This window comes from Pseudoalteromonas sp. McH1-7, assembly GCF_013366255.1.
Classification (GTDB): domain Bacteria; phylum Pseudomonadota; class Gammaproteobacteria; order Enterobacterales; family Alteromonadaceae; genus Pseudoalteromonas; species Pseudoalteromonas peptidolytica.
Genome location: NZ_JABWPQ010000009.1, coordinates 1 through 24947, shown reverse-complemented (window position 1 = coordinate 24947; position 24947 = coordinate 1). Strand labels below are relative to the sequence as shown.

25 protein-coding genes are annotated in these 24947 nt (G+C 43.0%); 9 read left to right on the top strand and 16 right to left on the bottom strand.

All coding sequences use genetic code 11. The annotated features are described in order from the left end of the window. Nucleotides 1–13 precede the first annotated feature (13 nt). From HUZ36_RS08075 to argC, 4 genes are read right to left on the bottom strand one after another with little or no spacing between them, the layout of a single operon-like run. The gene (locus HUZ36_RS08075) at nucleotides 14–1225 is read right to left on the bottom strand and encodes an argininosuccinate synthase (protein WP_176032552.1); all 1212 of its coding nucleotides are present in this window, start codon (nucleotides 1223–1225) and stop codon (nucleotides 14–16) included. 10 nt (nucleotides 1226–1235) lie between these two features. After that, complete coding sequence (locus HUZ36_RS08070) at nucleotides 1236–2156, bottom strand: ornithine carbamoyltransferase (RefSeq protein ID WP_125253785.1); 921 nt, start codon at nucleotides 2154–2156, stop codon at nucleotides 1236–1238. 10 nt (nucleotides 2157–2166) lie between these two features. Beyond that, nucleotides 2167–2946 carry an acetylglutamate kinase gene (gene argB / locus HUZ36_RS08065; protein ID WP_176032551.1) on the bottom strand — a complete coding sequence of 260 codons (780 nt, stop codon included), beginning with the start codon at nucleotides 2944–2946 and terminating at the stop codon, nucleotides 2167–2169. Continuing rightward, nucleotides 2943–3953, bottom strand: a complete 1011-nt coding sequence (gene argC / locus HUZ36_RS08060; RefSeq protein ID WP_176032598.1) for an N-acetyl-gamma-glutamyl-phosphate reductase — start codon at nucleotides 3951–3953, stop codon at nucleotides 2943–2945. Before argC ends, argB begins: the two co-directional genes overlap by 4 nt. A 175-nt stretch (nucleotides 3954–4128) precedes the next feature. Between argC and argE the strand changes: the two genes are divergently transcribed. After that, nucleotides 4129–5277, top strand: a complete 1149-nt coding sequence (gene argE, locus HUZ36_RS08055) for an acetylornithine deacetylase (protein WP_128732022.1) — start codon at nucleotides 4129–4131, stop codon at nucleotides 5275–5277. A 223-nt stretch (nucleotides 5278–5500) separates the two neighbouring features. Here the strand turns inward: argE and HUZ36_RS08050 are convergent, their stop codons facing one another. Together HUZ36_RS08050 and HUZ36_RS08045 are read right to left on the bottom strand one after the other, a co-directional pair. Next, complete coding sequence (locus tag HUZ36_RS08050) at nucleotides 5501–5686, bottom strand: hypothetical protein (protein ID WP_125253781.1); 186 nt, start codon at nucleotides 5684–5686, stop codon at nucleotides 5501–5503. Nucleotides 5687–6016: 330 nt separating this feature from the next. Next, complete coding sequence (locus tag HUZ36_RS08045; protein WP_176032550.1) at nucleotides 6017–8440, bottom strand: zinc-dependent metalloprotease; 2424 nt, start codon at nucleotides 8438–8440, stop codon at nucleotides 6017–6019. 154 nt (nucleotides 8441–8594) lie between these two features. On the opposite strand from HUZ36_RS08045, the gene HUZ36_RS08040 reads away from it, so the two are divergent. After that, nucleotides 8595–9563, top strand: a complete 969-nt coding sequence (locus HUZ36_RS08040; protein WP_125253779.1) for a class 1 fructose-bisphosphatase — start codon at nucleotides 8595–8597, stop codon at nucleotides 9561–9563. Between the two features lie 117 nt (nucleotides 9564–9680). On the opposite strand, the gene HUZ36_RS08035 is transcribed toward HUZ36_RS08040, so the two are convergent. The 5 genes from HUZ36_RS08035 to HUZ36_RS08015 all read right to left on the bottom strand — a co-directional run bounded on the left by HUZ36_RS08035 (nucleotide 9681) and on the right by HUZ36_RS08015 (nucleotide 15498). Continuing rightward, entirely contained in the window at nucleotides 9681–10511 is an 831-nt protein-coding gene (locus HUZ36_RS08035) for a sulfurtransferase (protein ID WP_128732024.1), read from the bottom strand. Nucleotides 10512–10513: 2 nt separating this feature from the next. Beyond that, nucleotides 10514–10915 carry an adenylyltransferase/cytidyltransferase family protein gene (locus HUZ36_RS08030; protein ID WP_128732025.1) on the bottom strand — a complete coding sequence of 134 codons (402 nt, stop codon included), beginning with the start codon at nucleotides 10913–10915 and terminating at the stop codon, nucleotides 10514–10516. 396 nt (nucleotides 10916–11311) lie between these two features. Then, nucleotides 11312–13648 carry a bifunctional diguanylate cyclase/phosphodiesterase gene (locus tag HUZ36_RS08025; RefSeq protein WP_128732026.1) on the bottom strand — a complete coding sequence of 779 codons (2337 nt, stop codon included), beginning with the start codon at nucleotides 13646–13648 and terminating at the stop codon, nucleotides 11312–11314. Next, entirely contained in the window at nucleotides 13645–14274 is a 630-nt protein-coding gene (locus HUZ36_RS08020) for a methylamine utilization protein (protein WP_128732027.1), read from the bottom strand. The genes HUZ36_RS08025 and HUZ36_RS08020 overlap by 4 nt, the downstream gene beginning before the upstream one ends. 123 nt (nucleotides 14275–14397) lie before the next feature. Then, nucleotides 14398–15498, bottom strand: a complete 1101-nt coding sequence (locus HUZ36_RS08015; RefSeq protein WP_128732028.1) for a phosphoribosylaminoimidazolesuccinocarboxamide synthase — start codon at nucleotides 15496–15498, stop codon at nucleotides 14398–14400. Nucleotides 15499–15849: 351 nt separating this feature from the next. On the opposite strand from HUZ36_RS08015, the gene HUZ36_RS08010 reads away from it, so the two are divergent. The 3 genes from HUZ36_RS08010 to HUZ36_RS08000 all read left to right on the top strand — a co-directional run bounded on the left by HUZ36_RS08010 (nucleotide 15850) and on the right by HUZ36_RS08000 (nucleotide 18425). Then, nucleotides 15850–16545 carry an ABC transporter ATP-binding protein gene (locus HUZ36_RS08010; protein WP_128730724.1) on the top strand — a complete coding sequence of 232 codons (696 nt, stop codon included), beginning with the start codon at nucleotides 15850–15852 and terminating at the stop codon, nucleotides 16543–16545. Next, complete coding sequence (locus HUZ36_RS08005) at nucleotides 16535–17908, top strand: ABC transporter permease (protein ID WP_176032549.1); 1374 nt, start codon at nucleotides 16535–16537, stop codon at nucleotides 17906–17908. The genes HUZ36_RS08010 and HUZ36_RS08005 overlap by 11 nt, the downstream gene beginning before the upstream one ends. A gap of 64 nt (nucleotides 17909–17972) precedes the next feature. Continuing rightward, a complete protein-coding gene (locus HUZ36_RS08000) occupies nucleotides 17973–18425 on the top strand; it encodes a DUF3299 domain-containing protein (protein ID WP_373865594.1) in 453 nt (150 codons plus the stop codon). 85 nt (nucleotides 18426–18510) lie between these two features. Here HUZ36_RS08000 and HUZ36_RS07995 read toward each other — a convergent pair whose 3' ends face one another. Beyond that, entirely contained in the window at nucleotides 18511–18744 is a 234-nt protein-coding gene (locus tag HUZ36_RS07995; protein ID WP_125253768.1) for a hypothetical protein, read from the bottom strand. Nucleotides 18745–18963: 219 nt separating this feature from the next. Between HUZ36_RS07995 and HUZ36_RS07990 the strand changes: the two genes are divergently transcribed. The 4 genes from HUZ36_RS07990 to HUZ36_RS07975 all read left to right on the top strand — a co-directional run bounded on the left by HUZ36_RS07990 (nucleotide 18964) and on the right by HUZ36_RS07975 (nucleotide 20697). After that, on the top strand, nucleotides 18964–19308 hold the full coding sequence (locus HUZ36_RS07990) for a helix-turn-helix domain-containing protein (RefSeq protein WP_176032597.1): 345 nt from the start codon (nucleotides 18964–18966) through the stop codon (nucleotides 19306–19308). A gap of 257 nt (nucleotides 19309–19565) precedes the next feature. After that, a complete protein-coding gene (locus HUZ36_RS07985) occupies nucleotides 19566–19745 on the top strand; it encodes a hypothetical protein (protein ID WP_176032548.1) in 180 nt (59 codons plus the stop codon). Continuing rightward, nucleotides 19742–20428, top strand: coding sequence for a hypothetical protein (locus HUZ36_RS07980; RefSeq protein WP_176032547.1), 687 nt, complete (start codon nucleotides 19742–19744; stop codon nucleotides 20426–20428). Before HUZ36_RS07985 ends, HUZ36_RS07980 begins: the two co-directional genes overlap by 4 nt. A gap of 44 nt (nucleotides 20429–20472) precedes the next feature. Beyond that, the gene (locus tag HUZ36_RS07975) at nucleotides 20473–20697 is read left to right on the top strand and encodes a hypothetical protein (protein WP_128730719.1); all 225 of its coding nucleotides are present in this window, start codon (nucleotides 20473–20475) and stop codon (nucleotides 20695–20697) included. 157 nt (nucleotides 20698–20854) lie between these two features. Here HUZ36_RS07975 and HUZ36_RS07970 read toward each other — a convergent pair whose 3' ends face one another. The 4 genes from HUZ36_RS07970 to gmk all read right to left on the bottom strand — a co-directional run bounded on the left by HUZ36_RS07970 (nucleotide 20855) and on the right by gmk (nucleotide 24580). Further along, on the bottom strand, nucleotides 20855–21247 hold the full coding sequence (locus HUZ36_RS07970) for a RidA family protein (protein WP_125253763.1): 393 nt from the start codon (nucleotides 21245–21247) through the stop codon (nucleotides 20855–20857). A 10-nt stretch (nucleotides 21248–21257) separates the two neighbouring features. Beyond that, nucleotides 21258–23360, bottom strand: coding sequence for a bifunctional GTP diphosphokinase/guanosine-3',5'-bis pyrophosphate 3'-pyrophosphohydrolase (gene spoT, locus HUZ36_RS07965; RefSeq protein ID WP_128730718.1), 2103 nt, complete (start codon nucleotides 23358–23360; stop codon nucleotides 21258–21260). A 214-nt stretch (nucleotides 23361–23574) separates the two neighbouring features. Continuing rightward, entirely contained in the window at nucleotides 23575–23850 is a 276-nt protein-coding gene (gene rpoZ / locus HUZ36_RS07960) for a DNA-directed RNA polymerase subunit omega (protein WP_125253761.1), read from the bottom strand. Nucleotides 23851–23950: 100 nt separating this feature from the next. Next, nucleotides 23951–24580 carry a guanylate kinase gene (gene gmk / locus HUZ36_RS07955; RefSeq protein WP_176032546.1) on the bottom strand — a complete coding sequence of 210 codons (630 nt, stop codon included), beginning with the start codon at nucleotides 24578–24580 and terminating at the stop codon, nucleotides 23951–23953. Nucleotides 24581–24947 lie beyond the last annotated feature (367 nt).

The window sequence follows — 24947 nt, the reverse complement described above, 5'->3', positions numbered from 1 at the left end:
TTATGCTCCTAATTTATTGCTGTTTTAGTTTGTTTAATGCCGAAATACGGCTAGACAGAGAGAAAAGACGAATAAAGCCTTCAGCATGTGATTGGTCATACACGTCATCCTCACCAAAGGTCGCGAAGTCCTCGCTGTACAAGCTATTTATTGACTGCTTTTGAACGGCCTGCACATGGCCTTTATAAAGCTTAAGTACCACTTCCCCTGTTGCTTGTTGTGCGAATGATTCAGCCGCTGCCAAAATAGAGTCTTTGAGAGGCGTAAACCAACGACCGTCATAAACGAGATGTGCAAACTCCTCACTCAAGCTGGCTTTCCATTTGCGGCATGATTTATCTAGAATTAGCTCATCTATGGCTTGTAAAGCAGCCATCATTACTGTGCCTCCCGGTGTTTCATAGCAACCACGAGATTTCATACCAACTAACCGGTTTTCAACAATATCGACCCGACCGACACCATGCGGCGCCGCAATCTCATTGAGTTTCACTAAGCATTGATATGGAGAGTAACGCTCACCGTTAACCGCTGTGATCTCCCCTTTTTCGACTAATAAAGACACATATTCAGGCTTATCTGGTGCCGCTTCAGGGGAGTTTGTCATAGTCCACACTTGTGAACTTGGTTCATTCCACGGATCTTCTAATTCTCCCCCTTCATGGGAAATGTGCCACGCATTGGCATCACGGCTATAAATTTTAGTGGCAGAGGCAGCACAAGGAATATTTCGCTCGGCCAAGTAATCGAGTAACGACTCTCGACTTGATAATGACCATTCACGCCATGGCGCAATCACTTTAAGATCAGGGGCAAGGGCAGAAAAACAAGACTCAAATCGCACTTGATCATTCCCCTTACCGGTGCAGCCATGAGCTAAAGCATCAGCGCCAACTTTGCGCGCGATCTCCACTTGTGCTTTAGCGATAATAGGACGAGCCATTGAGGTACCAAGCAAATAAGTGCCTTCGTAGGTTGCGCCTGTTTTCAGCGTTGGATAAATATAGTCGCTAACCATTTCTTCTTTTAGGTCGACGACATAACAAGCAGAAGCACCTGACGCGATTGCCTTTTGCTCCACTCCGGCAAGCTCTTCTTCGCCTTGACCGACATCCGCAACGAATGCAACTACTTCACACCCATAGTTTTCTTTTAACCAAGGGACAATCGCTGATGTATCTAAACCACCTGAATAAGCCAGTACAACCTTATTAATCTTGCTCATGTTTCTCACCTCAAACGTAATCTTTGTTAAACAGCGATACCAACAGTGCATTTTGCGCATGCATACGGTTTTCTGCTTGTTGAATAATTTTTGACTTCGGCCCATCCATTACTTCAGACGTAATTTCAAACTCACGGTGGGCAGGCTGACAATGCAGCACAGTTTGTGCACCGCAAGCCTCTAGCAATTGTTGGTTGATTTGGTAGGGCATAAATGTGTCTTTCACTTGTTCAAGTGGTGTCTGATTTCCCATTGATACCCAAGTGTCAGCATAGAGTACATTTGCCCCAGCAGCCGCTTCCACTCGGTCACTGACTAATACAGATGCCCCATTTACCGCAGCAATCTGCTCTGCTTGTTTAACAATTTGGGCATCAGGAGAATGGCCTTTTGGACATACAGCAACAAAGTCACTACCTAATGTCGCTGCAAGCAGCATCAATGAGTGAGTAACGTTATTCCCCTCACCAAGATAGGCAATTTTGATTTGGCTGACATCCTGATAGGTTTCAAATAAGGTAAGAAAGTCAGCTAAAGCTTGGCATGGGTGGTAAAGATCGCACAAGCTATTGACTACAGGAACAGATGAAAACTCCGCCAATGTTTCAAGCGTACTGTGATGATTGACTCGAGCAACTAATCCATCAGCCCATGTTGCGATGTTTAAGGCAAAATCTTTTACAGACTCACGCGCTCCCATGGCGCCATTTTGCTGGTCAAGATAAACGGCATGGCCTCCTAATTTATGAATACCAATATCAAACGAAAGTCGAGTTCTTAAACTCGGTTTTTCAAATAAGGTAACGATAGATTTCCCAGCAAGGACTTGGTTATATTCTTGTGGATGATCCTTTATATTTTTTGCAAGTTTCAGCAACGCGATTACTTTGGCTTGATCTAATTCCAAACCGGTTAAAAAGTGTTTTGTCATGGTTTTGATCCTACGGAAGTATTTGTGTACCCACATGCTCACCATTGAGCAGTGCAATTAAGTTTTCTGGCTTTTTCCAGCTAGAGATGTACACCCCTCGTCGTAAGTGTTGGGCAGCGTGAAGACTGGTCTTAACTTTGACCTCCATCCCGCCCACAATGACCTTTTGTGCGATTAACGTAGTAATTTGTTCTGCGTTGAGCTGATTTAGTGGCTGTTTTTTTTCATCCAGTACCGCAGCAACATCCGTCATCAAAATAAGTTCAGCCCCCAGTTTATTGGCAATTGCAGCGGCTGCTTCATCAGCATTGACATTGTACAAATGACCATCAACACCAATACCCACTGAACTCACCACTGGTAACTTGTCGAACTCCAATATAGCTTCAAGCATCCCTCCAGCGGTCGCTTCACATGTACCGACACGGCCTAATGCTTTTAGTTTTTGAGTGGTCGTAAACCCAGCATCGTACAAGCACAACCCGACAGGATTAAGCTGCGCCGTTATGGCATCTGCCATCAGTTGCTTGTTTGCACAGCCAGCAAGCGCACCAACAATATAAGGCATTTGCTCTTGTGGGCTTATGCGCAGACCTTGATGTTTTGCCGTAGCAAACCCGGCATCTGCTAACCATTTGTCAACTAATGCCCCACCACCATGAACAATTACAAACTGTTTATGTGGTGCACTTTGTTGAATTTGTTTAATGGCTAAAAATAGTGCTTGCGCTGCACCTGATTGATTCAGCACCGCACCACCGAGTTTAATCACCCAAGTTTGTTTGCTCATGCTGACATTCCTAAACCTTGATAATGATCCAACCCCGCCGCCAAGTTCATGCACTGTAACGCTTGCCCTGCCGCGCCTTTAAGCAAGTTGTCAATTGCCACCACCACGATCAGCTGATTGCCTTTTTGTTGCCAACCAATATCAACAAAAGGCTGATTTTCAACAGCTTTAATTGATGGAAGTTGACTTGCCTTTAGTCTAATAAGTGGTTCATCAGCCAGCACCTGGTAAGCAGCATCGACTTGATTTGTAGTGACATTTTCCTTCAGAGTGACGTAGATTGTTTCTAAGATACCACGCTTAAAATTTCCTAAATGCGGCGTAAACAACACTGGATGACTTAGATATTTCTCAATTTCGGGGGTATGTCTGTGCGTAAACAAACCGTATGGTGCGAGTGATACCTCACAAAAATGGCTTGTAACATTCGCCTTTCTACCAGCACCTGTTACACCAGAAACAGCGTTGATGATCACAGGCTGCGCTGATATCAAGTCAGCCTGTTGTAATGGTTTGAGTGCATTGAGCGCAGCGGTTGGGTAACAACCAGCAACGGCCACCAACTTCGCCGCTTTAATCGCATCGCCATACCACTCAGCTAAACCATATTGCGCTTGTGTTAGCCAGTCTTGGTATGGATGAGAAAAGCCGTAGTAGGTTTCATAATCCTCATTGTCAGATAAGCGGTAACCACCAGAAAGATCAAATACTCGCTTTCCCATTTGTAAAAACACCGGAGCAAGCTCCACGCTTACCTTATGGTCAGTGCACAAACAAACGTAATCTGTAGATTGTTCAATGAGCGAAAATGCTTGCTGATTTAGTGGTTCAAGCTCAATATCTAACAAGCCTGTATGTTCTGGATATAACTCGCTGATGAGTTTGTGTTTATCTGTGCTTTGTTCAGACACAAAGCAGTGCGTAAGGGAAAATTCAGGGTGTCTGGCAACCAGCTTAGCAAGCTCAGCACCACTGTAGCCGCTCGCTCCGATTATAGATACATTCAACATAGTACTCTCAAGATTAAAAAGTTTAATTGGAATTGTTTTTTCTAAGTGTTGAAGTCAAATCGTCGCATTGCCGCCTCTAAATATATTTATGCCAAAAAAGTGAATTGATATTCACTTTAAACACCTTTATATTTTTATGCAAGAACTTTGAATAAGTATTTTAGGAATTTTTATGAAACTTCCCGCTTTTATGGACATGTACCAACAGCTGATCGCAGCGCCATCTATCAGTGCATTAGAAGAAAGTCTAAACATGAGCAATCGGAATGTGATCCAGCTACTCGCACAGTGGTGCGAAACGTTAGGGTTTACAGTTGAAGTGACGGAACTTGAACAGGCAAAAGGTAAGTACAACCTGATTGCAAGACGAGGTAGTGGTGATGGCGGCTTAATGTTAGCGGGACATACCGATACCGTTCCATTTGATGAAAGTCGATGGCAATTTGATCCATTTAAATTGAGCATGGAAGACAATAAACTTTATGGCCTTGGCAGTATTGATATGAAAGGTTTTTTTGCCTTTGTATTAAACGCTATTGGTGAATTAGATGAGTGTGAGCAATGTGCACCAATCATGATTTTAGCTACCGCTGATGAAGAAACAACCATGGCTGGTGCACAGGCTATCGCTAAGCACCCCAACCTAAGACCTGCACGCTGTGTGATTGGTGAACCTACCGATATGGTGCCCGTCTTTACTCATAAGGGGCATATGACCAGCGCCATTCGTATTGTTGGTCGTTCAGGGCATAGTTCAGACCCTGAACGGGGCCTAAATGCCATTGAGATCATGCACCAAGTGATTGCAAATTTATTAAAGTTAAGAGAAGAATTAAAGAATAAATATTCAATAAAACATTTCGCAATTCCCTATCCAACTCTAAACCTTGGGCACATCCATGGTGGCGATAATGCAAACCGTATTTGTGGCTGCTGCGAATTACATATTGATATACGCCCTTTACCTGGGTTGAGTATTAAAGAGCTACAAGGCATGTTGATAGATGCAGTTGCGCCCATTAACGCTCGCTATCCACACTGTGTTTCGGTTATGGATATGCACGACCCTATTCCTGCGTTTACTGGCTCGACAGACTCAGCGCTGGTCAAGATGGCTGAGCGCATATCAGGGCAGCAAGCGATTGCGGTTAACTACTGTACTGAAGCACCATTTTTGCAGCAACTTGGCTGCGAAACCATTGTGATGGGGCCAGGCTCTATTAACCAAGCACACCAACCAAATGAATTTCTAGCAATGGAAAAAATTCAGCCCAGCCAAGCGATACTGACACGTTTGATTAAAGAGAGTTGCTTTTTATAGAAGTCATAAAGAGAGGGTATATAACCATCTTAAGATTTGGATAAATATTGGGTTTATATCCTTTATCTTTATTGAGTGGTCTATTTTGAGGCGAGAAAGTATTGCCGATAGCCGCGCTCTGCTATCGTTAACAGTAGATACTAAAAAACCTCGCCATATTTTGACGAGGTTTTTCTATATCAGTAGCAACCTGAGTCCAGGTTTACCTGATTACTGAATAGGCTTACATTTCAGTTTTACAAATCACAATAGACATAGTGTATGTAGTCGGTCTGTCGCAACGTAAACCATCGCTGTTACATAGGTTTGTTGCTACACCACCGGCAATAGCTGGAGTTGCGTTTACAGGTAGCGCTTTGTTATCACGAGATAGATTTTTGATGCTTTTTTTATTTAGGTTTAGTTTCATTTTCAATTTTCCTGTTGAAATAATCCAATATCTCAGAATACAGCCAATGTTATCACTTAACGAAATAATAAAACTGGCCTAATTATGTCTGCTAAATTGAGTTTGTACCCATACAAGCCTAAATAGCAGTCATTTGAAATTACCAAAAAAGGTACTATTGTCAATAAATAATTTCTTTTTTGTTGATAATTTAGCTTTCAATAACACTAAAAAAGTGCACAGTTCTATATTCAAGCAGTAAGGCTTGAACTCAAACAAGCAACGACTAAAGAGCATGTTATTAATCCAAGTTCAAGCAAAGTGAAAACCACCTATGATGAAGGTTGTATATTAGATTGGTGAGCCTGGTGGCATATCGAGTGTTTTAAAGTGCCCGCTCCATTCACCAGAACGTAGATACTGGTTTATTTGCTCAGCCAGCATATGCCTGAACGCCTTATCAAATGATACGTCGTTAAACACCGATGAGTGGCTAAACGCGTTCGCTATTTCTGCTAAATAAAACTTTAGTTGCGCTTGCACTTCAGGAGCGACCTTATCACTTTGACTCAGTGTCACCAGTTTCACCGCGCTTAGATATTGCACCCTTTGCTTTAGTTTTTGTCTCATACCTGCACTCTCTGATTGCTCAAATACGCGTGTATACATTGAATCTAGTAGCGCCTGTGTGCCAAAAGATTCAGGGTCGCGCGCATGTTGTTGTGCGAGGCGGTTTAAACGTTGAGGATGTAACAATAAATCTAGACTATGCTGTGCAGCAACCTCTGGAAGCGCCATGGCATCTAGGGTTAGCCCTGTGCGACCTTTGATACTCTCGCGAGTTTTATACTCTCCATAAGCTTTGGGTGGGATCAAAGCTAAAATCGACTCCGCGATAGCCAAGGTATCAGGTGAAAGCGTGTCCAATAGTGCGTTTGTTGCACTTTGTTGCCGTGCCTTGTCAACGACTTGCGCTCCTTTTATTACCTCTTCACCACGTACTTCATAGTCATAGTCTACCCCCGCGATAAGTTTAACCGCAGCTTCAACTTGATAGCGATGGAATAAATAAAGCGGCACGAGTCTTTCTTCTAACTGTGACAGTGCAACTCCTTTTTTAATGCTGTTAATTCCAAAAGTATCCAAGGCTTGTTGACGTACCTCTAGTACTCGCCGTAGCTCAGCAGCAGGATCTGCGCCATTATCCCAAAGGTGAGCTGTGGGGTGTGCACCGCCTTTAGCCCTGGCATCTGAGTCCGAAATAAACTCCAGCTCCAGCGCTTTATTTTCAGCTAGGATGGCAGCAAGCTCAGTGGCCTCATCGGCACCGCGAAAGTCACTGTAACCATATTTAATAACCTGCGTATCCCATGCGCCCATTCCTTTGGCATAGCCTTGGGTCACATCTAATTTGCCATTTTCAAAACTTACCAGTGGATGAGGGTAATCCATCACAGATGCTCGGTTTTTTACCGATGCAGAGAAATTGTGCGCAATCCCCAAAGTGTGGCCTATTTCGTGGGCACTGAGTTGACGGATACGCTCCAGTGCCATCGCATGTAACCGCTCGGTGGTCTCATTTCCTTCAACAAACGGCGCAGAAAGAGCCTCTGCAATAAGGATATCTTGACGCACACGCAACGAGCCTAGCGTAACATGCCCTTTTAAAATTTCACCGGTACGTGGGTCGATCACCGATGCGCCGTATGACCAACCTCGCGTCGCACGATGCACCCACTGGATCACGTTGTAGCGAATATCCATGGGATCAGCATGCTCAGGTAAGATTTTGACCTGAAAAGCATTTTTATAGCCCGCAGCTTCAAATGCTTGATCCCACCACTTTGCACCATCAAGTAATGCGGTTCTCACCGGCTCAGGTACGCCTGGGTCTAGGTAATATACGATTGGTTTTACCGCTTCTGATACTGGCGCAGTTGGATCTTTTTTCTCTAAACGATGGCGCGGAATGTAGCGCACTAGCATCGACTCTCCAAGTGGTGCAGAGTAATCTTTATGCTCAATACTCCAGTAACCCGATTGCGGATGAAATGCCCGCGGCTGATAATTGTCCTCGGGAAGCTCAATCAAAGAGTGGTGTTGATGTACGGTGAGCGCGTGAGGATCTGCACTGACTTGACGAACATACTCTCCAGGCTTATTACCTGTAAAAGTCAGCACAGCCTCCAGTTCCGTATTTTTTATAAATGCCTTTGAGCGTGGCATAAATACTGCGCTGCGGCTGCTGTCTAGGGAAAACGTGCCTTGGTTTCGCCTAGCAAGCGTACGAGAAACCCCATGCACATCACTAAGTAAATAAGGGGTATAGTCTATCAGTACACTGTCGTTATCCTCAGCGACGACTTTAAACCCATGCAGTATGCTTGAGGCAAAGGCCTCTTTCACACTTTGTTTTTCCGCTTCATTATTGGCACTAGCACGATAATACGTATTTATCGCACGAAGCATGACTTTATCACCAAAGCGTTCAAACTGAACAAGGTGGGTGCCACCTAACTGGCCTCTATCTAAACCAATATCATTAGAACCAATGCCGTAGGGTAAGCTATGCTGTAGTAAGAAGGGTGCATTAAACTTGTCGATGTCTAAATATAACTTGCCGCTTGAAGCGTCACTGTAAAAGGCGTAAAAACCGGGGTGATGATTAAAACTGGCAGTAAATTCATCTATAGGCTTAATTGCTGCGTGTGCATGAGTTATCATACACAACAACAAAGCCGACACAGTGTGAGTGAAGTACTTTATTTTGCTCATGGCTGCTCTTTGTTATTTATGGTTTTGAGGCTTAACCCCAGTTGTATCTGAAATCGTATACAATTTACAGCCTTTCAAGACGAATTACAGCGCAGTTTATAGCACCTCTCACATTATTTATTGCTATAAACACAAAGTAATCAGGACTTAAAAAATGCGTAGACTCCCTCCGGTGTTAGTAGAAGATGGTTGTTCTCGTGAGTTGGTATCTCTTATCCGTACCATTCTCGCGGCATGTAAAGAAATATCGTTCCGAGTTGGTCAAGGTGCACTCTCAGGCGTACTTGGCTCTACCCTTGATGAAAATATCCAAGGTGAAACTCAAAAGAAACTCGATGTATTGTCAAATCAACTCTTAAAAGATATTTTGCTTGAGTCTGGATATGTAAAAGCCATTGCTTCTGAAGAGGAAGACTTCACGGTGGCAGGTGATCCTAACGCTAAGTATATTGTTGCCTTTGACCCGCTCGATGGCTCTTCAAATACTGACATTAATTCACTAGTTGGTACAATTTTCTCAATTATGGAAGCGCCAGAGGGTTCTGATCCAAGCGATCCTGCAATTTTCATGCAGCCTGGCCATAAACAAGTCGCAGCGGGTTACGTATTGTACGGCCCATCGACTATGCTAGCGCTTTCCACAGGTAAAGGTACACGCCTATTCACGCTAGATAAGACCCACGGAAGCTTCTTGTTAACGCAAGATTTCGCTGAGATACCAGAGGACACAAAAGAGTTTGCCATTAACGCTTCCAATCAACGCCATTGGACACCTCCTATGCAAAACTACATCGAGGATTTGCTTGCAGGAGAAACCGGACCTCGCGGTAAAAACTTCAATATGCGCTGGATAGCAGCAATGGTAGGAGATGTTCACCGTGTATTATGTCGTGGTGGCCTATTCACCTACCCAGAAGATCGTAAAGATCCTAACAAACCGTTTAAACTTCGCTTGCTTTACGAAGCAAACCCTATGGCGATGCTTATCGAGCAAGCTGGTGGTATTGCACATACTGGCCGTGAGCGTATTTTGGATATTCAACCTGAAGAAATACACCAGCGCGTTGGTGTTATTTTAGGATCGAAGAACGAAGTTGAAGCTTGCCTTGCTTATCACAAGTAATTGAAAACGAAAAAGGGGCCATGTAGTGGTGCCCTTTTTCAACCAACGACCCTACATGAGGTGACATTTTTCCAGCTCAAAAGTGTAACATCACTCTCATCAGACGTGATATCCAGTTTAGGTTACTGTTTCAACTGGGACATCGGGATCAGCGCCCCATTCACTCCACGAGCCGTCATATACCGTCAACTGTTGGTAACCTAGCTCGTCAGCCACCAGCGCTAAAATACAAGCTGTAACACCTGAACCACAAGAGAATATCAGAGGCTTAGTCTTATTTTTTGATAAGTCGCTATATAACACTTCAAGCTCAGTGAGTGGTTTAAAGCAGCCATCGGCGTTTAATAAACGCGTGTAAGGCAGGTTTTTACTTTTAGGCACATGACCGCTGCGCATATCTGCACGGGGCTCCGGCTCTTCTCCAGAAAATCGCTTCGCGCCTCTGGCGTCAATCAATAGACTTTGTTGTGATGGTATATTGGCAATCACAGCATCTTTATCAATAAATGCACTATCATCGAAGTTTGCGACAAAGTCTCCAGCTGTCGCTGGCATCAGGTAGGATTGGCAGGTTGGATACTGCTTTTCACACCAAGCAGGAAGTCCGCCATCTAGTACAAAAACTTGCTCATGTCCCATTTTTTTGAGCATATACCATGCTCTTGCCGCACTAAACATGCCTTTATCATCGTACACCACCAGCACATCATCATGGTTAATGCCAAGCTGGCGCATTTCTGCCTGAAACTGAGCGGCACTACAGCACATATTCGGCGTTTTAGCTTGCTCGGCACACAGTGCACCACTAATATCAAACCGTAGCGCACCTTGGATCTTTGCGGGTGGTTGGTATGGTCCCTGCTGATCGGGTTTAACGATGCCCGCATCAAGTACCTTTACGCGCGCTAAATTAGCAAAAAGCCAAGTTACATCCACCGCATGCTTCATGATTAGTTGTCCCTAGGCTGACGTACCACTTCAATAATCTCGGTTGTTGATATAGAAGGGGTGCGCTCTAGATACACTACATCACAAATATCCTTATAAATATCAAACTTCCCCTTCCAGTCATCGCCCATTACCAGTACATCAGCATCAAAGTCTCGTAGATACTGCGCTTTTAACTCCAAAGACTCCTCAACAAACACTTCATCAACAAACCGTAAAGAGCTGATTATTTTTAAGCGTTCAGCAATAGAGTAAACTGGGTTTCTACCTTTTTTAGAGAAATTCAACTCATCTGATGAAATCCCGACAATAAGGTAATCACCAAGCGCACGTGCACGTTCTAGAATGTTTACATGGCCAACGTGGAAAATATCAAAGGTGCCGAATGTAATGACTTTTTTCAAACTAACTCTCTTCTACAAGTTATACCAATTATCTTAGTTAAGTGAATTGGTATTATGCGTATCAAACATCATACCGATAAATGAGTATAGGCTATGACTACACTTTGGATTAATGCCACTAAGAGTACAGAAATCCCCTAAAGAATTCAGCTTTTTTGCTGAATATCTAGGTTAAGGGCGTCAACATCAAAGTTTCTCGGGCAAAACTTAACTCCACTCGGTTGAAGATATTGGCCGAAGCTCCACTAATCGAGCTGGTAGCTTCTCAAACTCGCTCTACTATAAAACCCACAGGCTCACTCCGTATCTTTTAAAGCGTAGCCAGCAAGAGTGGCCTACAGCTTATCCTCCTTACCATAGGCTGATGTCCCAAATAACATGGTGATAATGGCAAGCTCACCCCACCTCATGATACCTTCCTAACCATAAGTCAAAGTCGTCAGCTTTAAGCGGTTTACTTAAATAATAGCCCTGTGCGTAGTCGCACTGCATATCTGCTAATAGCTCAAGTGATGCTTTGTCTTCTACTCCCTCTGCCACCACACTAAAACCAAGTTGATGCCCAAGCGTAATGGTTGAGTTTACAATAAATTGGTCTTTTTCAGACTGTGCCAATTTTAAAATGAATACCTTATCGAGTTTCAATTCATCTATTGGCAACATTTTAAGTCGCCCAAGCGACGTTTGGCCAACACCGTAATCATCGAGTGAAACCTGTACACCTAAACGCTTAAGCGCTTGCAAAACCGAAATGCCTTTTTCTTCGTTTTCTATCATGTCACGCTCCGTAAGCTCAATAGTGATAAGCTCAGGCTGCACCTTATGACGCTGTAGCAATGATTGTAAATGTGGTAGAAAATCTTTATCGATAATGTCTTGAGCCGATACATTGATGGCTGCTTTTATATGCTCACCTTGTCTGCTCCAATTAGAGACCTGCGCTATTACTGTATTGAGTACCCACTGAGTCAAATCTACAATTAGCCCCGACTGCTCGGCCAAATCAATAAACAGTTCAGGAGATACCCATTCACCATTGTTACGCTGCCACCGGATCAGTGCTTCAACTTTATCAATGCGATTGCTTTTCATATTGAGTTTTGGCTGATATGTCATAAACAATTGACCATCATCACTGTTGATTGCTTGTCTCAACTCGTCAATGATTTGCAACCGCTCTAGGTGAGCTTCATCCTCACCTGACTGATAATAGTAAACTTCATGACCATCATGTGCTGCTGTATCTACCGCAATCAAGGCACGACGCACTACATCTTCTGGGGTATGTGCTTGTTTGGGATAATGCACTACGCCAATACTAAAGCGAAGAGAAATATCCAGTCCTTGTACCATATAGGGCTGACTCAAGTCTTGATTTAACCGCTGTGCACACTGCACAATACCTAATACAGCTTGCTGTGGGTCTTCACACGCTTGCGCTTGATGGGCAACTAAAAACTCATCGCCTCCTAAACGCACATTCAACCCTGTGTCAGAAGCATTTATCTCTGCAATGCGCTGCGCTACGGCTTTGATACAATCGTCTCCAACACGAGGCCCTAACTTGTCATTAATATGACGTAGCCCTTTTATGTCTATGGCAATAAAATAATATTCAGTACCACCTGCAAGTACTTTATGTAACTTATCCAGTGCAGCATTACGATTATAAAAGCCAGTTAGGTAATCATGACTTGCTTGAAATCGAATTTGCTCTTCGCGCTCTTGAATATCTTCACCCATCTCATTAAAGGCATCAACCAACTGGCATATCTCTTGTGTTGGGCGAGACTCTTCTAATTTGGCTGAGTAGTCGCCTTTAGCAAATCGCTTAGCAAGCTCAGTTAGCTTACTAAGTGGTGTAGTAAGGTTTTTTGCAACAATGCCGCTGGTAATAAAGCCGAGTAAAATAGTAGCTGTGGAGAGCAATATAATAGTAAACACCATTTTATCGAACTCTTGATATTGCGTCGTTAGGTCTGCACTTAACACTAAACTAATGGGATTACTCTCCAGTGATGGTAAATTCACTTCGGCGCTTTTATAAACCGCATACTCGCCAAGCCATCGAGTTGTCTTTTGCGACTCAAGAAAAGCAAAGAGATCACTTCCGAGGGACAAACCAGCAACAGAGCTGGCTTTGAGCTTGTCAGTCGCACCAACAAAACTACTCTCCATACCTGTGAGTTCTTTTAGTTCCTCAGCAACAGATTTACCAACTTCAAACCCTATTACTGAATATGCGATCGTTCTTGGCGCACGAACAGGTAAAATGATGACTTGATAAAGCTGCTCACTCAACACTACGAAAGCGGAGTGATCTTGATGATTTTTCAATACTTGCATCCAAGTGCGAATATCGCTTGGTACCTCTATACCTTGAGCATTTGCAGAGATAAGATCACCATTAACATCTAGCAACAGCATCAGATCAGCGTCTATTCTGCGGGAGTGATTGAGTAATACGCTACTTATTGTTTGTGCATCTCGTGTTGCGACAGCCTGCTTAAAACCAAAGTCAGCTGTCAGTACCGTCGCAGCAGTGACCAGCAGGCGCTCTCTTGCTTTCAAGTACTGTTGATACACATTTTGTGCGACTTGGATTTTTCGTTGTACTTGAGCTTCATTAAATTTACTTGTAGACCACCAAAAACTTGCCAAGCTTATTCCTGCGGTTAACAAAATAAGCGCAATACATAGACTGATTATTTTATGTTTAAAACTATTGTTCATTCATGCTGCCCGAAGCGCGCCCCAAACGTATTGCGTGGCGCTGGAGTGGTTATTTCAATTGTTATCGATATCTGACTATTTTTGCTTTCGATCTGAACAGTTTGTTTTTTATCGATATCTTTAGTTTGATAAGGATGCCATACCATCACGGTATCAATATTGTCTGGTAAATTAACCAAGCCTTGTGCATCCGTTATCAATACCGGCTGTTCAGCGATATAAATATAGCCCACCATTGAATCATGGATATTACAACCTAACACTACTATTCCTGCTTTTTCAAACATAAGTGGTTGATTTGGCGTACCAGAGTAAAGTTTTAGTTCAAATGGCTTGGTTTGTGAAAATGAATAAACGTGATGACGAATATCATCGCTATTTGGGAAGCTAATCTCTTGCCCTGGCTGAATTGCTAACACAAAGGGCACAAAGGCCTTATCGAGCTGATCCATAATAGCGATGTTGTTTGCGATTGGTTGTGCTGCTGACGATTGCAATTCAACAACGGCATGCTGAAGCGACATACCGTTTTCATCAACAATCCGCAACTGCGTAGCCGCCACGACGCGACTAGTCAAAGCGCATAGCAGCAACAGCCAAAATTGAGGCAAAAGAAAGGCACGCATCAGCAGCTCTATTAATCGTAATAATTAGGTTAAGTAAAAGAGACCTTGCCTCGAAAAGCAAGCAAATAAGAAAATCTGCCTTAATAAACTTGTTATTAAGGCAAACAAATTGGTGTGTGAAAGTTATTTGATAAGACCGTAATGCTTATCAAGAATATCAATGACTTCTTGACGTGGATCTGTTGGAATGACTAACTCACGGCCAACAATTTTACTGGCAATACCCACGTAAGTTTCGCTCACAGACATCATTACCGCTTCTGGCAATAAATAATCACGGGCAAGCGCTTCACGCTCTGGCATACGATCTTTATTTAGTAATACATCGCTGTCAGGCACATTGTTTATCAGGAGTTGGCGGAACCCTTCTTTTGAGTTTTCAACTATCTTGCCATCACGGTAAGCAGGCCCATCCCAAATGCGAGATGAGTCAGGCGTACCAACTTCGTCGATATAAATTAAGCGCGCTTGGCCGTCTTTGTCTTCAACATAGCCAAACTCGAACTTGGTATCGACAAAGATCTGATCAAGCTTTTTCAGCTCGTTGCTGATCAGAGTAAAGCCTTCAGTGAGCAACTGTTCGTACTTATCCACATCAGCGGCTGATTTGAAGTTAAATGCACTAAGGTTATCTTCAATGTTTTGACGAGAAATATTCACGTCATCCACTTCCGGTACATCAGCGACTCCTTTGATGATCCCTTTCGTTGACGGTGTAATCAAAACATCATCCAGCTTCTGATTGGCTTCTAAACCTTCAGGTAGCTGCAAGCCACAAAACGACCGAACTCCTTTGGCATAGTCACGCCACATGCTGCCAGTAATATATCGGCGCGCTATCGCCTCAACTCTTACTGTACTGGCTTTACGTACAATCCAAACATAAGGATGTGGAATATCGACAATATGGTTACCCGCAAGGCCCGCTTCATTAAATAAGGAGAACCAATGCGCCGCAACACTATTGAGCGCAATCCCTTTACCTGGGACACCATTAAGGCCATTTTCGCCTTGCCAGATACAATCAAATGCTGAAATACGATCTGAGATCACCATGATTGCCAATTCTGTACCGGACGGAACATCATAGCCTTTTTCTTCAATTAAACGCGCACTGTCGGCGTCGGTTAACCAATAAACTGAACGTACTTTACCGCTGTGAACCGCACCTTTAGTGCGAATTGGAAGATCGTCATTGACGTCTAAAACTTTGTAGCTACTCATTGTTACTCCGATGACAGGATGTGCCTTGCTAAAGGGCACAAAATAATGAGGGGGTTAGGGGCGCTATAATAGTCGAGCTGAACAAAAATCACAATTTAATACCAATTATCTTAATTAAGTGGTCTATTTTGAGGCGAGAAAACCTTGTCGATAACAAGGCAAAAATTTTTCTATTTAGTTGTTCTAAATAAGAAATTTTTAACGCTGTTAGCGTCAGGTTTACTCCTTCAAATTGAGTAAGTATTAAGTTTAATTGGTATAACTTGCATCCTTGTTGTTGGGCTTAACGGGGTTTTGCTTTGCAGGCGACTGTTATACCATCACACAATTGTTTGCCAGTACAGAGACATTATGCTCACTATTACACACTTACAGTTTACTTGGCCTACAGCGAGCAAGCCGGTATTAAATATACCTATGCTTAATATCGCCCGAGGAGAACACGTGTTTTTACATGGCCCAAGTGGCAGTGGTAAATCCACGTTACTTGGCTTGATTGCAGGTACTTTAGATTGCCAACAAGGCATGATTGAGATAGCAGGCACCAAAGCCAGCACACTTAGCCGTAGTCAACGTGATAAGTTCAGAGCTGACCATATTGGTACTATTTTTCAAAGCTTCAATTTATTGCCTTATTTATCTCCTATTGAGAACGTCACCCTTGGCTGTGAGTTTTCCAAAAAGCGTAAGCAAAGTATCACATCGCAAAGCAAAACCCTTGAACAAGAAGCCAAACTTTTACTCACTGAGCTTGGGATTGACGAACATACCCAACAGCGCAGTGTCGCAGAGCTGAGTATTGGCCAGCAACAGCGAGTAGCTGCAGCCCGCGCCTTTATCGGTAGACCCGAGATAATTATTGCTGATGAGCCAACCTCGGCACTCGATGCCGATAGCCGTGATGGCTTTATCAAATTGCTCTTTAATCAAGCTGCCGTTTACAGCGCATCTATCCTCTTTGTTAGCCACGATAAGAGTTTAGCTCCCTTATTTAATAGGCAGCTCAGTCTGAGTGAATTAAATCAAGGAGCTCAGTATGCTAGTTAAGCTTGCATGGAAAAGTACACTAAATAGGAAGGCCAGTGTCGCCCTCACTCTGGTCACCATTGCCATTAGTGTGATGTTACTGCTTGCAGTAGAGCGTGTTCGCCAAGACGCAAAGTCTAGCTTTGCAAATACAATTTCGGGTACCGACTTAATTGTAGGTGCACGTACTGGTGACATTCAATTGCTCCTTTCAAGCGTATTTAGAATTGGCCATGCCAACAATGCCGTACAATGGCAAAGCTACGAATATATAAAGGCGCAACGTGGCGTCGCTTGGAGCATTCCGATAAGCTTAGGTGACAGCCACAAAGGCTTTGCTGTACTAGGCACAGATGACAATTACTTCAAACATTATCAATACGGCAAAAAACAGCACCTTACCTTTAAAGCTGGCCGCGCATTTCATAATCCTCAAGAAGTGGTGCTTGGGGCAACAGTTGCTAAGCAACTAGGATACAAGCTGGGACAAAAAATTGTTATTTCTCATGGGATGGGCAACACCAGTTTCCATCACCACGATGACAACCCGCTGGTTATTTCTGGTATTTTGGCTGCAACTGGCACACCGGTAGATAAAACACTACATGTGCCACTCAGTGCAATAGAAAAGATGCACAGCACAGGACACAGCAAAACATCGCGCCAGATTTCACGACCACAGCACACCGCAAACCACGACGATGAGCACGAGCATGAGCATGAGCATGAGCATGAGCATGAGCATGAGCATGAGCATGAGCATGGTAGTACAAACAATAGCGCCTTACTGCACAACCTCAATTCAACACCTGGTGATTTAATTGGTTCAACCAAACAAATTACGGCATTTTTACTGGGCTTTGAGTCACCTCTTTATACCTTACAAGTGCGCAGAAATATTAATTTATATAAAGATGAACCTCTACTCGCTATCATGCCAGGGGTAACATTAAGAGAATTATGGGCAATGCTAGATATTGTCGAGAAAATTTTGCTACTTATCACGCTCGCAGTTGTATTGATAAGCTTACTTGGTATGTTGACCTCCCTATTGGCCACCTTAAACCAAAGGCGTCGGGAGTTGGCTATTCTGCGCTCCGTTGGGGCGCGACCTTGGCATATTTTTACCCTGCTTGTCAGCGAAGCAATTTTAATTACTGTGTTAGGTTGTATTTTTGGTGTTGCACTTTTCTACGCTCTGCTCATTGCTGCACAATCGGCTCTGCAAAGCCAATTTGGGGTAGTGCTCAGTTTCAGCCCACTCTCAGCCTATGAACTCACGTTACTTAGCGTTATTATAGGCGCAGGTACACTGATTGGCGCTATTCCCGCCGCCCGCGCTTACTTTTACTCGCTTGCCGATGGCATGCAAATTAAAACCTAAGAGGAAAAAAATGCAGTTAAACGCACGTACTCACGTTTTTTATTTTATTGCATGTATCACAGCGATGATACTCAGTGGTGCCGCAAAGGCAGCTCCACCGAAAGAACTGTTTTGGGAAGACTTAATTCCAAAAGGGCATGTACAAATTAGTAATCAAGATGCGGCAAGCCATGAAGGCGCTGAACAAAACTGGATCCAACCCGATTTAGACGCCCCTGTCGTTAAAGAGTTGGACGGTCAACTAGTAAGCTTACCAGGCTTTGTGGTACCACTTGAAGGTGACAGCGAAGTGATCACCGAGTTTTTACTCGTACCTTACTTTGGCGCTTGTATTCATGTGCCACCGCCACCGCCCAATCAAATTGTGCATGTCAAAATTAAAAACGGTGTTCCCATTGAAAGCTTGTATGATGCAATCACAGTCAGTGGCATTATTAAAGTTTCAACATGGAAAGGCGACATAGCGCAAACCGGCTATATGATGGAAGCCAAAGGCGTCGCACCATTTGAGTTGTAGCAAAGCTATAAACAATAAAAAAGAGTGCCAACCGATACTCTAGCTTGATTGGCACTCTTACCACTGCAAACGGTGCTTTATCGCGCTATTCCGTACTCGGTGCACTGGCATATACCAGCTCAACTAGATTATTCATTGAGCGTGATTTCTGCATATACGCTTTTTCCATGTGTGCCAATTCTTGTAATTCAAATAACGTACTTTCCACCAGTGAAAACCACTTCGCGGTGGTGTCTGATGTTTTCGGGTCATTGTGGCTTGCTTTTTTCAGTGCCACATAAAGAATATTCAGGTCGTTATATTGACGTAGATAGTCCATATCATCCTCTGTTGTTACACTATTATTAACGTCATAAAACAGTATCAAAGGCCTTGCAAAAAAATCTTGTCGAATCAATTTTTATATTAACTAAATGAAAACCAATAGATCTGCTCACAAATTAATTTCCTCTTGCAGAAACATTTTTATTGATTACAATTTGCAGTTAACAAAGATTATACATAAAAGTAACTTGGGTGGCATTGAGCATACTCCCCCATACAAGAAAGGACTATATTGGTGGGCAATCCCTATTTTAAATATAACGGTGACGACCTCAGAAGAATGCGTCTTGCAGCCCAAAAAACCACGCAGCAAATGGCTGATCTTGTAGGTATTAGCCGCCAAACCTACGAAAACTATGAAAATGGTGTGAGTCGAATACCATGGGATCACTTTCAAGTTTGGTGTAGGTATTGTGATATTGACCTTTCTCCCATAATCAAACAGTTTCAAGCTTTAAGGAACTTAATTAGTGACTCTCAGCTAAGACGCAAAAGCCCGACACCAGCCAACTGTAGTGGCCAACAAACACCAGCCAACACCAAAAAGGTGGAGGAATAAATACATAGGTTATTAATTAGTTTAAACCGCTAAAGGATTAAAAAGGAAATCAGCTATGCAAACCTGGAAAGGATATAGATAGTCCAATTTAAGAAGTTTAGTTATATGTAGGTAATTAGGCATTTTATTAACTCAAAATTGCTCAAAAGCTAATTAGGAAACGCACTTTAGCCTCTCAAACTGTTCTCAATAGGTGCTTTCCAGAGTAGAGTGTTAATAACTTTAACCACTGCAAAAAACCTATTAAGGAATAGAACATGATGTCTTCAAATCAAAAAAAAATGACAAAGATAACTAAAACAAAAGTATTATCAAAATCTGAAAATGAGCAAGTTTTTGGTGGTAGCTTGGGAGTCATAAAAGATGACCCTAGAGGCTCAGCAGCTCCTTCATCTGGTGTTAATCTTTTACCTATATCACTAAGGAAGTTTAAATGATTAAAACATGGCACTTTGCCTTGTTAGCTATCGTAACATGGTGTTTTACCTCATATATTCAAATTAGCTTTGAAGAGTATGCTTATGTTTATGTCATTGTTACAACTTTAATATTAACATTTTTTTTCAAAGAACAAGAAAATATTAAGCACATTTCGTTGGGGTTAGTTTTAGTTATCTCTTTTGAGTTTTACTCATATTCATTAATCACTGAACGATTATTCCCTGAGAAACCTGCTTATTTTGTAAACGGCTTAATATTTGTTCTGCATTTTATTACTGATCTGGCACTATTTTTTTACTTTAAAAATAGAACGAGGCTATCTATTACCTTTATAAGTAAATTCCAGCCTGAGAAGCGAGAGTTTATTTATATGACTCATGCAGACATTCTATTAGTTGGAATTTATTTCCTTTTCATAATAGTAGATGTTAGCGCCTTTATTGAAAACTTAATTCGTAATATGGACTACATTTTCGGTGTTGCAGAAGAGACAGCTAAGCCATATTGGAGCTGGAATTGGATATATCAAAGCTACCCATATGCTAAAGCTATCTTGCTCGCTGCAGTTGTAACTGTGCTCTTGGCAACCGTTTACGTTGAACGTTTTCGTCCTGCACCAATTAATGAAAGTGAAGAAGACTTAACGCCTAAAAAATCCGAGCCGCAGCATAAGTCATAGTCCTCTATGCTGCTTTTATCTTAACTCAATTGAAGGAATAAACGATGGATTTAAAACTGAACAAGAAGCAACTAAAGTCATTATCAGGGACTCCGCGAATACTGGATTATCATAACACTCGTGAGATTGGCGGCGGTTGTTCTTATCACTGTAGCCGTAACTTAAACTGTGATACCGATGCTGCAACACTAGAGTGCCCGTCAAAGGCGCTAGCCTGTGTTCCAGAGCCAAATACGTTACATTGCGATTGTCCAACCAATATGTGCTAATACCAATTTGACTTAATACTCTGTATTAAATAGGGGTATCATCCAGTAGGTGCAGCCCACTCTGTCGCGCTGTGTAATGTATTCTCGCTGCACAAATAATTTGCCCCCGTACTAGTTACGGGGGCAAACGAGTATACAGCTTAAAAAAGCACTGTGCTTAGTTCGTTGATGGCAGCTCCATAATGCCGTCAATTTCTACCTGTGCACCCTTTGGTAATTCTTTTACACCAATGGCTGCACGTGCTGGATATGGCTTTCTAAAGTATTGCGCCATAATCTCATTGACTGTTGCAAAATTACTTAAGTCTGTCAGGAAGATATTCACCTTAACCATATCTTGAAGCTCACCACCGGCCTCTTCACACACTGCGGTTAAATTTTTAAATACTTGGTGTGTTTGCTCTGCAAAATCGTCAGAAATAAATTCCATCGTTTCAGGGACCAATGGGATCTGACCCGATAAATAAACAGCAGTGCCCACTTTAACCGCTTGGTTGTAAGTGCCAATTGCTGCTGGCGCTTTATCTGTTGAAATAATCGCTTTGTTCATGGATGTTCCTTTATTTTTTACGATACACGCGTTGCACATCTGGCATTACTCGAATTCGACGCATGATATCTGCAACATGAACTCGGTTTTTCACGGTAATACCTAAATCAATCACGTATAAATTACTTTCTTTTTCATCTGTTGCGATCTCAACAATGTTTGCTTGTGTTGTTGCGACCACATTGGTTAACTTAGCTAACGCACCTTGGTGATTGATTATCTCAACGCGAAGCGCGGCGATATACTCTTTCTCTGGGTTGTCCTCCCATTTCACCACGAAGTACTTTGAGCGCTCGTTTTGCCAACCTTTAATATTTTTACATTCTTGACGGTGCACCATTAGCCCTTTGCCTTGGCTTACGTAGGCTGTAATGGCATCTCCTGGCACAGGGCGACAACATTTAGCATAAGTCACCAACATACCTTCAGTACCGATTATCGCGGCTTTCGCACGTTTTGCAATATCTTCTACAGCATTATCATCTTGCAATAAGCGCTTTGCTATCAATACACTCATGATATTACCGCAGCCAATTTCAACCAATAATTCTAGTAAGGTGTTGAGCTTGTGTTCTTCCAGTACATTATCAATTTGTTCTTGTGGAATATCATCCAGCTTGTGCTCACCAAGGGCTGAATCAAGCAAACGACGACCTAATAAAATAGCTTCTTCTTCTTGCTGGCTCTTGAGGTAGTTACGGATCCCAAGGCGTGCCTTACCCGTTACTACAAAATTAAGCCATGTTGCATTTGGATGTGCGCCTGAACTGGTTATCACTTCTACTGTTTGCCCGGTGTCCAGCGCCTTGCTTAGTGGGTACGGCTTGCGGTTTACACGCGCACCAACACAGGTATTACCGACATCTGTATGCACGGCATAAGCAAAGTCTACCGCCGTTGCCCCCATAGGCAGCTCCACAATGCGGCCGTCTGGCGTAAAGACGTAAATTTCTTCAGGGAATAATTCGGTTTTGACGTTTTCAACAAACTCAAAAGAGGAACCGGCACTTTGCTGTAATTCCAGCAAGCTTTGCATCCACTGACGCGCGCGCTGCTGCGCAGTGTGGCCAGCGTTATCACCAGATTTTTTATACATCCAATGCGCTGCAACCCCTTTGTCTGCCATGTGATCCATATCATGTGTACGAATTTGGATTTCAACTGGAATACCATGAGGGCCAACTAATGATGTATGCAGTGATTGATAACCGTTGGTTTTTGGTACGGCAATATAATCCTTAAAGCGCGTTTCAATTGGTTTATATAGATTATGTGCAACACCTAGCACACGGTAGCAAGTATCAAGGTTATCAACGTTGATCCTAAACGCATAAATATCCATCACCTCGTTAAACATCAGCTCTTTATTCAGCATTTTGCGGTAAATACTATATAAGTGCTTTTCACGACCTTTAACTGAGCCTTGGATCCCAGCTTCTTCTAACCTAGATTCGATTTCAGTTTGAATATTACTGATCACTTCTTTACGATTGCCACGTGCTTTTGCGACCTCTGATCGTAGCGCACGATAACGCATTGGATATAACGCCTGAAACCCTAAGTCTTCTAACTCGTTTTTAATATCATGAATACCTAGGCGGTTTGCAATTGGGGCGTAAATCTCCAACGTTTCACGAGCAATTCGACGGCGCTTATCAGGACGCAGTGCCCCAAGCGTTCGCATATTGTGTGTTCTATCGGCAAGCTTAATCAAGATGACTCGAATATCTTGGGTCATCGCCATGATCATTTTGCGGTAGTTTTCGGCTTGGAACTCTTTTTTATCTTTGAAACTCAGTTTGTCGAGCTTTGACACCCCTTCCACCAGCTCAGCGACAGTATCGCCAAATATTTCGGCTAAGTCGTCTTGGCTAAAGTCTGTATCTTCAATAACATCGTGCATCAGCGCGGCCATGAGTGTTTCATGGTCAAGCTTCATACTCGCTAAGATCTGGGTGACTTCCACTGGGTGGGTAATATAAGGCTCACCACTGGAGCGCGTCTGTCCCTCGTGTGCCTCACGAGCCACAACATAGGCTTTTTGCACCAACTCAACGTCTTCTGGTGACAAATATTCTGAAATTTTCTTTTTGAGGCCTTCAAACAGATACATTCACACTCCAATGTTTCAGAGAATATACTCGGCGAGTATAAAGCGGGTTACAAGCTAATTACTTAAGAATATACGATGAAAAACCAGCAATGCCAATGAACAATTTATGCGACTTGTTAGGAAGTTAAGGACATGACACGGATGTATTTTGCTGGTTCTCAAAACAATAATGCCAGCAAAAGCTGGCATTATTGAAATTTAGACAGTGGTTGGATTAGCGGTTGCCACCAACGATTGCAGCAACAGCTGCAAGCTCTGCAGCTTCTTGGCTCTGCTGCTCTTCACGGTCAATAATATCTAGTGAGTCTGTGGTTACAAAACCTTGCTCAATTTCACGTAGCGCGATTACGGTTGGCTTGTCGTTTTCAGCATCAACCATAGGATCTTTACCGCCTACAGAAATTTGGCGAGCGCGACGCGCTGCTACTAAAATCAAGTCAAAGCGGTTACCAATTTTATCTACTGCATCTTCTACAGTTACGCGAGCCATCGAAGCACTCCAAATTCAGTTCATTATGCAAAAGGCTAGTTTACTGTATGTCTAGCCTTTCGCCAAGTATTGATGGTTAAAAAACCTGAGCTGTGGATAATTAATGTCTTGTTAGCAAGTCAGCGATCAGCGCTTGATGACGTACAGCTTGTGCTTTTTGTTCTAACCGTGCTGAAATCACAATATGCTCAAGCTCACTGCGTGTTTGCTCAAAGTCATCGTTGACCAAAATATAGTCAAACTCATTGTAATGTGAACTTTCTGATTTCGCTTCTGCCATACGACCTGCAATGACTTCTTGCGAGTCTTGGCCTCGGCTATTTAAGCGACTTTCTAATTCAGCGGTTGACGGAGGGAGAATAAAGATTGTTTTTACTTCCGGCATTAATTCACGCACTTGGCGCGCACCTTGCCAATCGATATCCAAAAATACATCGACACCCGCAGCAAGTTGCTCTTCGATCGCTTGCTTCGAAGTGCCATAGTAGTTTTCAAATACTTGTGCCCACTCGAAAAAGTCGCCTTTGTCGATCAACTGATTAAACTCATCTACAGAAACAAAGTGATAATGAACACCATTTTCTTCGCCCGGACGAGGCGTGCGCGTGGTATGAGACACAGAGACTTTAATGTCGTTGTGCTTTTCTAATAGCGCTTTAATTAAACTTGATTTACCCGCACCAGAAGGTGCAGAAAGGATAAACAGATTACCGCGTGTAGGTGATGTCATAGTCGTTCTCAACAATAAATACCGGCCGAGTAATGTTGCTTTACTCAAGTCTGCCGCAGTGCTAAAAGCGGACATTATACCGAGTAACGTATAAGAATACACTAACGAAAAATCACCTTAATTGACTCCAACCGAGGTGTGTATCCACAGATGTAAAACCCTCATGTGGGAGCGAGGTTACCTCACGCTCCCTTAACTGCTCGCCGCGTGAAGCAGCTCCTACCAAGGTGCTTACCTACTAGGAGCAAAACTCTCGTGTAGGGGCGAGTTTACCTCGCGATCCCTTAACAGCTCGCCGCGTAAAGCGGCTCCTACCAAGGTGCTTACCTACAGGAGAAAAACCCTCATGTGGGAGCGAGTTTACCTC

Excerpts from the sequence above, each read along its gene's own strand:
- HUZ36_RS08005 (WP_176032549.1), top strand. The coding sequence starts at position 16,535 with ATGCTAGTTAAGCTTGCATGGAAAAGTACACTAAATAGGAAGGCCAGT.
- HUZ36_RS07975 (WP_128730719.1), top strand. The coding sequence starts at position 20,473 with ATGGATTTAAAACTGAACAAGAAGCAACTAAAGTCATTATCAGGGACT.
- HUZ36_RS07985 (WP_176032548.1), top strand. The coding sequence starts at position 19,566 with ATGATGTCTTCAAATCAAAAAAAAATGACAAAGATAACTAAAACAAAA.
- HUZ36_RS08035 (WP_128732024.1), bottom strand. The coding sequence starts at position 10,511 with ATGAAGCATGCGGTGGATGTAACTTGGCTTTTTGCTAATTTAGCGCGC.
- HUZ36_RS07995 (WP_125253768.1), bottom strand. The coding sequence starts at position 18,744 with ATGGACTATCTACGTCAATATAACGACCTGAATATTCTTTATGTGGCA.
- HUZ36_RS08000 (WP_373865594.1), top strand. The coding sequence starts at position 17,973 with ATGATACTCAGTGGTGCCGCAAAGGCAGCTCCACCGAAAGAACTGTTT.
- HUZ36_RS07980 (WP_176032547.1), top strand. The coding sequence starts at position 19,742 with ATGATTAAAACATGGCACTTTGCCTTGTTAGCTATCGTAACATGGTGT.
- argB (WP_176032551.1), bottom strand. The coding sequence starts at position 2,946 with ATGAGCAAACAAACTTGGGTGATTAAACTCGGTGGTGCGGTGCTGAAT.
- HUZ36_RS08045 (WP_176032550.1), bottom strand. The coding sequence starts at position 8,440 with ATGAGCAAAATAAAGTACTTCACTCACACTGTGTCGGCTTTGTTGTTG.
- gmk (WP_176032546.1), bottom strand. The coding sequence starts at position 24,580 with ATGACATCACCTACACGCGGTAATCTGTTTATCCTTTCTGCACCTTCT.
- rpoZ (WP_125253761.1), bottom strand. The coding sequence starts at position 23,850 with ATGGCTCGCGTAACTGTAGAAGATGCAGTAGATAAAATTGGTAACCGC.
- HUZ36_RS08050 (WP_125253781.1), bottom strand. The coding sequence starts at position 5,686 with ATGAAACTAAACCTAAATAAAAAAAGCATCAAAAATCTATCTCGTGAT.
- HUZ36_RS08020 (WP_128732027.1), bottom strand. The coding sequence starts at position 14,274 with ATGCGTGCCTTTCTTTTGCCTCAATTTTGGCTGTTGCTGCTATGCGCT.
- HUZ36_RS08070 (WP_125253785.1), bottom strand. The coding sequence starts at position 2,156 with ATGACAAAACACTTTTTAACCGGTTTGGAATTAGATCAAGCCAAAGTA.
- HUZ36_RS08040 (WP_125253779.1), top strand. The coding sequence starts at position 8,595 with ATGCGTAGACTCCCTCCGGTGTTAGTAGAAGATGGTTGTTCTCGTGAG.
- argE (WP_128732022.1), top strand. The coding sequence starts at position 4,129 with ATGAAACTTCCCGCTTTTATGGACATGTACCAACAGCTGATCGCAGCG.
- HUZ36_RS07970 (WP_125253763.1), bottom strand. The coding sequence starts at position 21,247 with ATGAACAAAGCGATTATTTCAACAGATAAAGCGCCAGCAGCAATTGGC.
- HUZ36_RS08075 (WP_176032552.1), bottom strand. The coding sequence starts at position 1,225 with ATGAGCAAGATTAATAAGGTTGTACTGGCTTATTCAGGTGGTTTAGAT.
- HUZ36_RS08010 (WP_128730724.1), top strand. The coding sequence starts at position 15,850 with ATGCTCACTATTACACACTTACAGTTTACTTGGCCTACAGCGAGCAAG.
- spoT (WP_128730718.1), bottom strand. The coding sequence starts at position 23,360 with ATGTATCTGTTTGAAGGCCTCAAAAAGAAAATTTCAGAATATTTGTCA.
- HUZ36_RS08015 (WP_128732028.1), bottom strand. The coding sequence starts at position 15,498 with ATGAGTAGCTACAAAGTTTTAGACGTCAATGACGATCTTCCAATTCGC.
- HUZ36_RS08025 (WP_128732026.1), bottom strand. The coding sequence starts at position 13,648 with ATGAACAATAGTTTTAAACATAAAATAATCAGTCTATGTATTGCGCTT.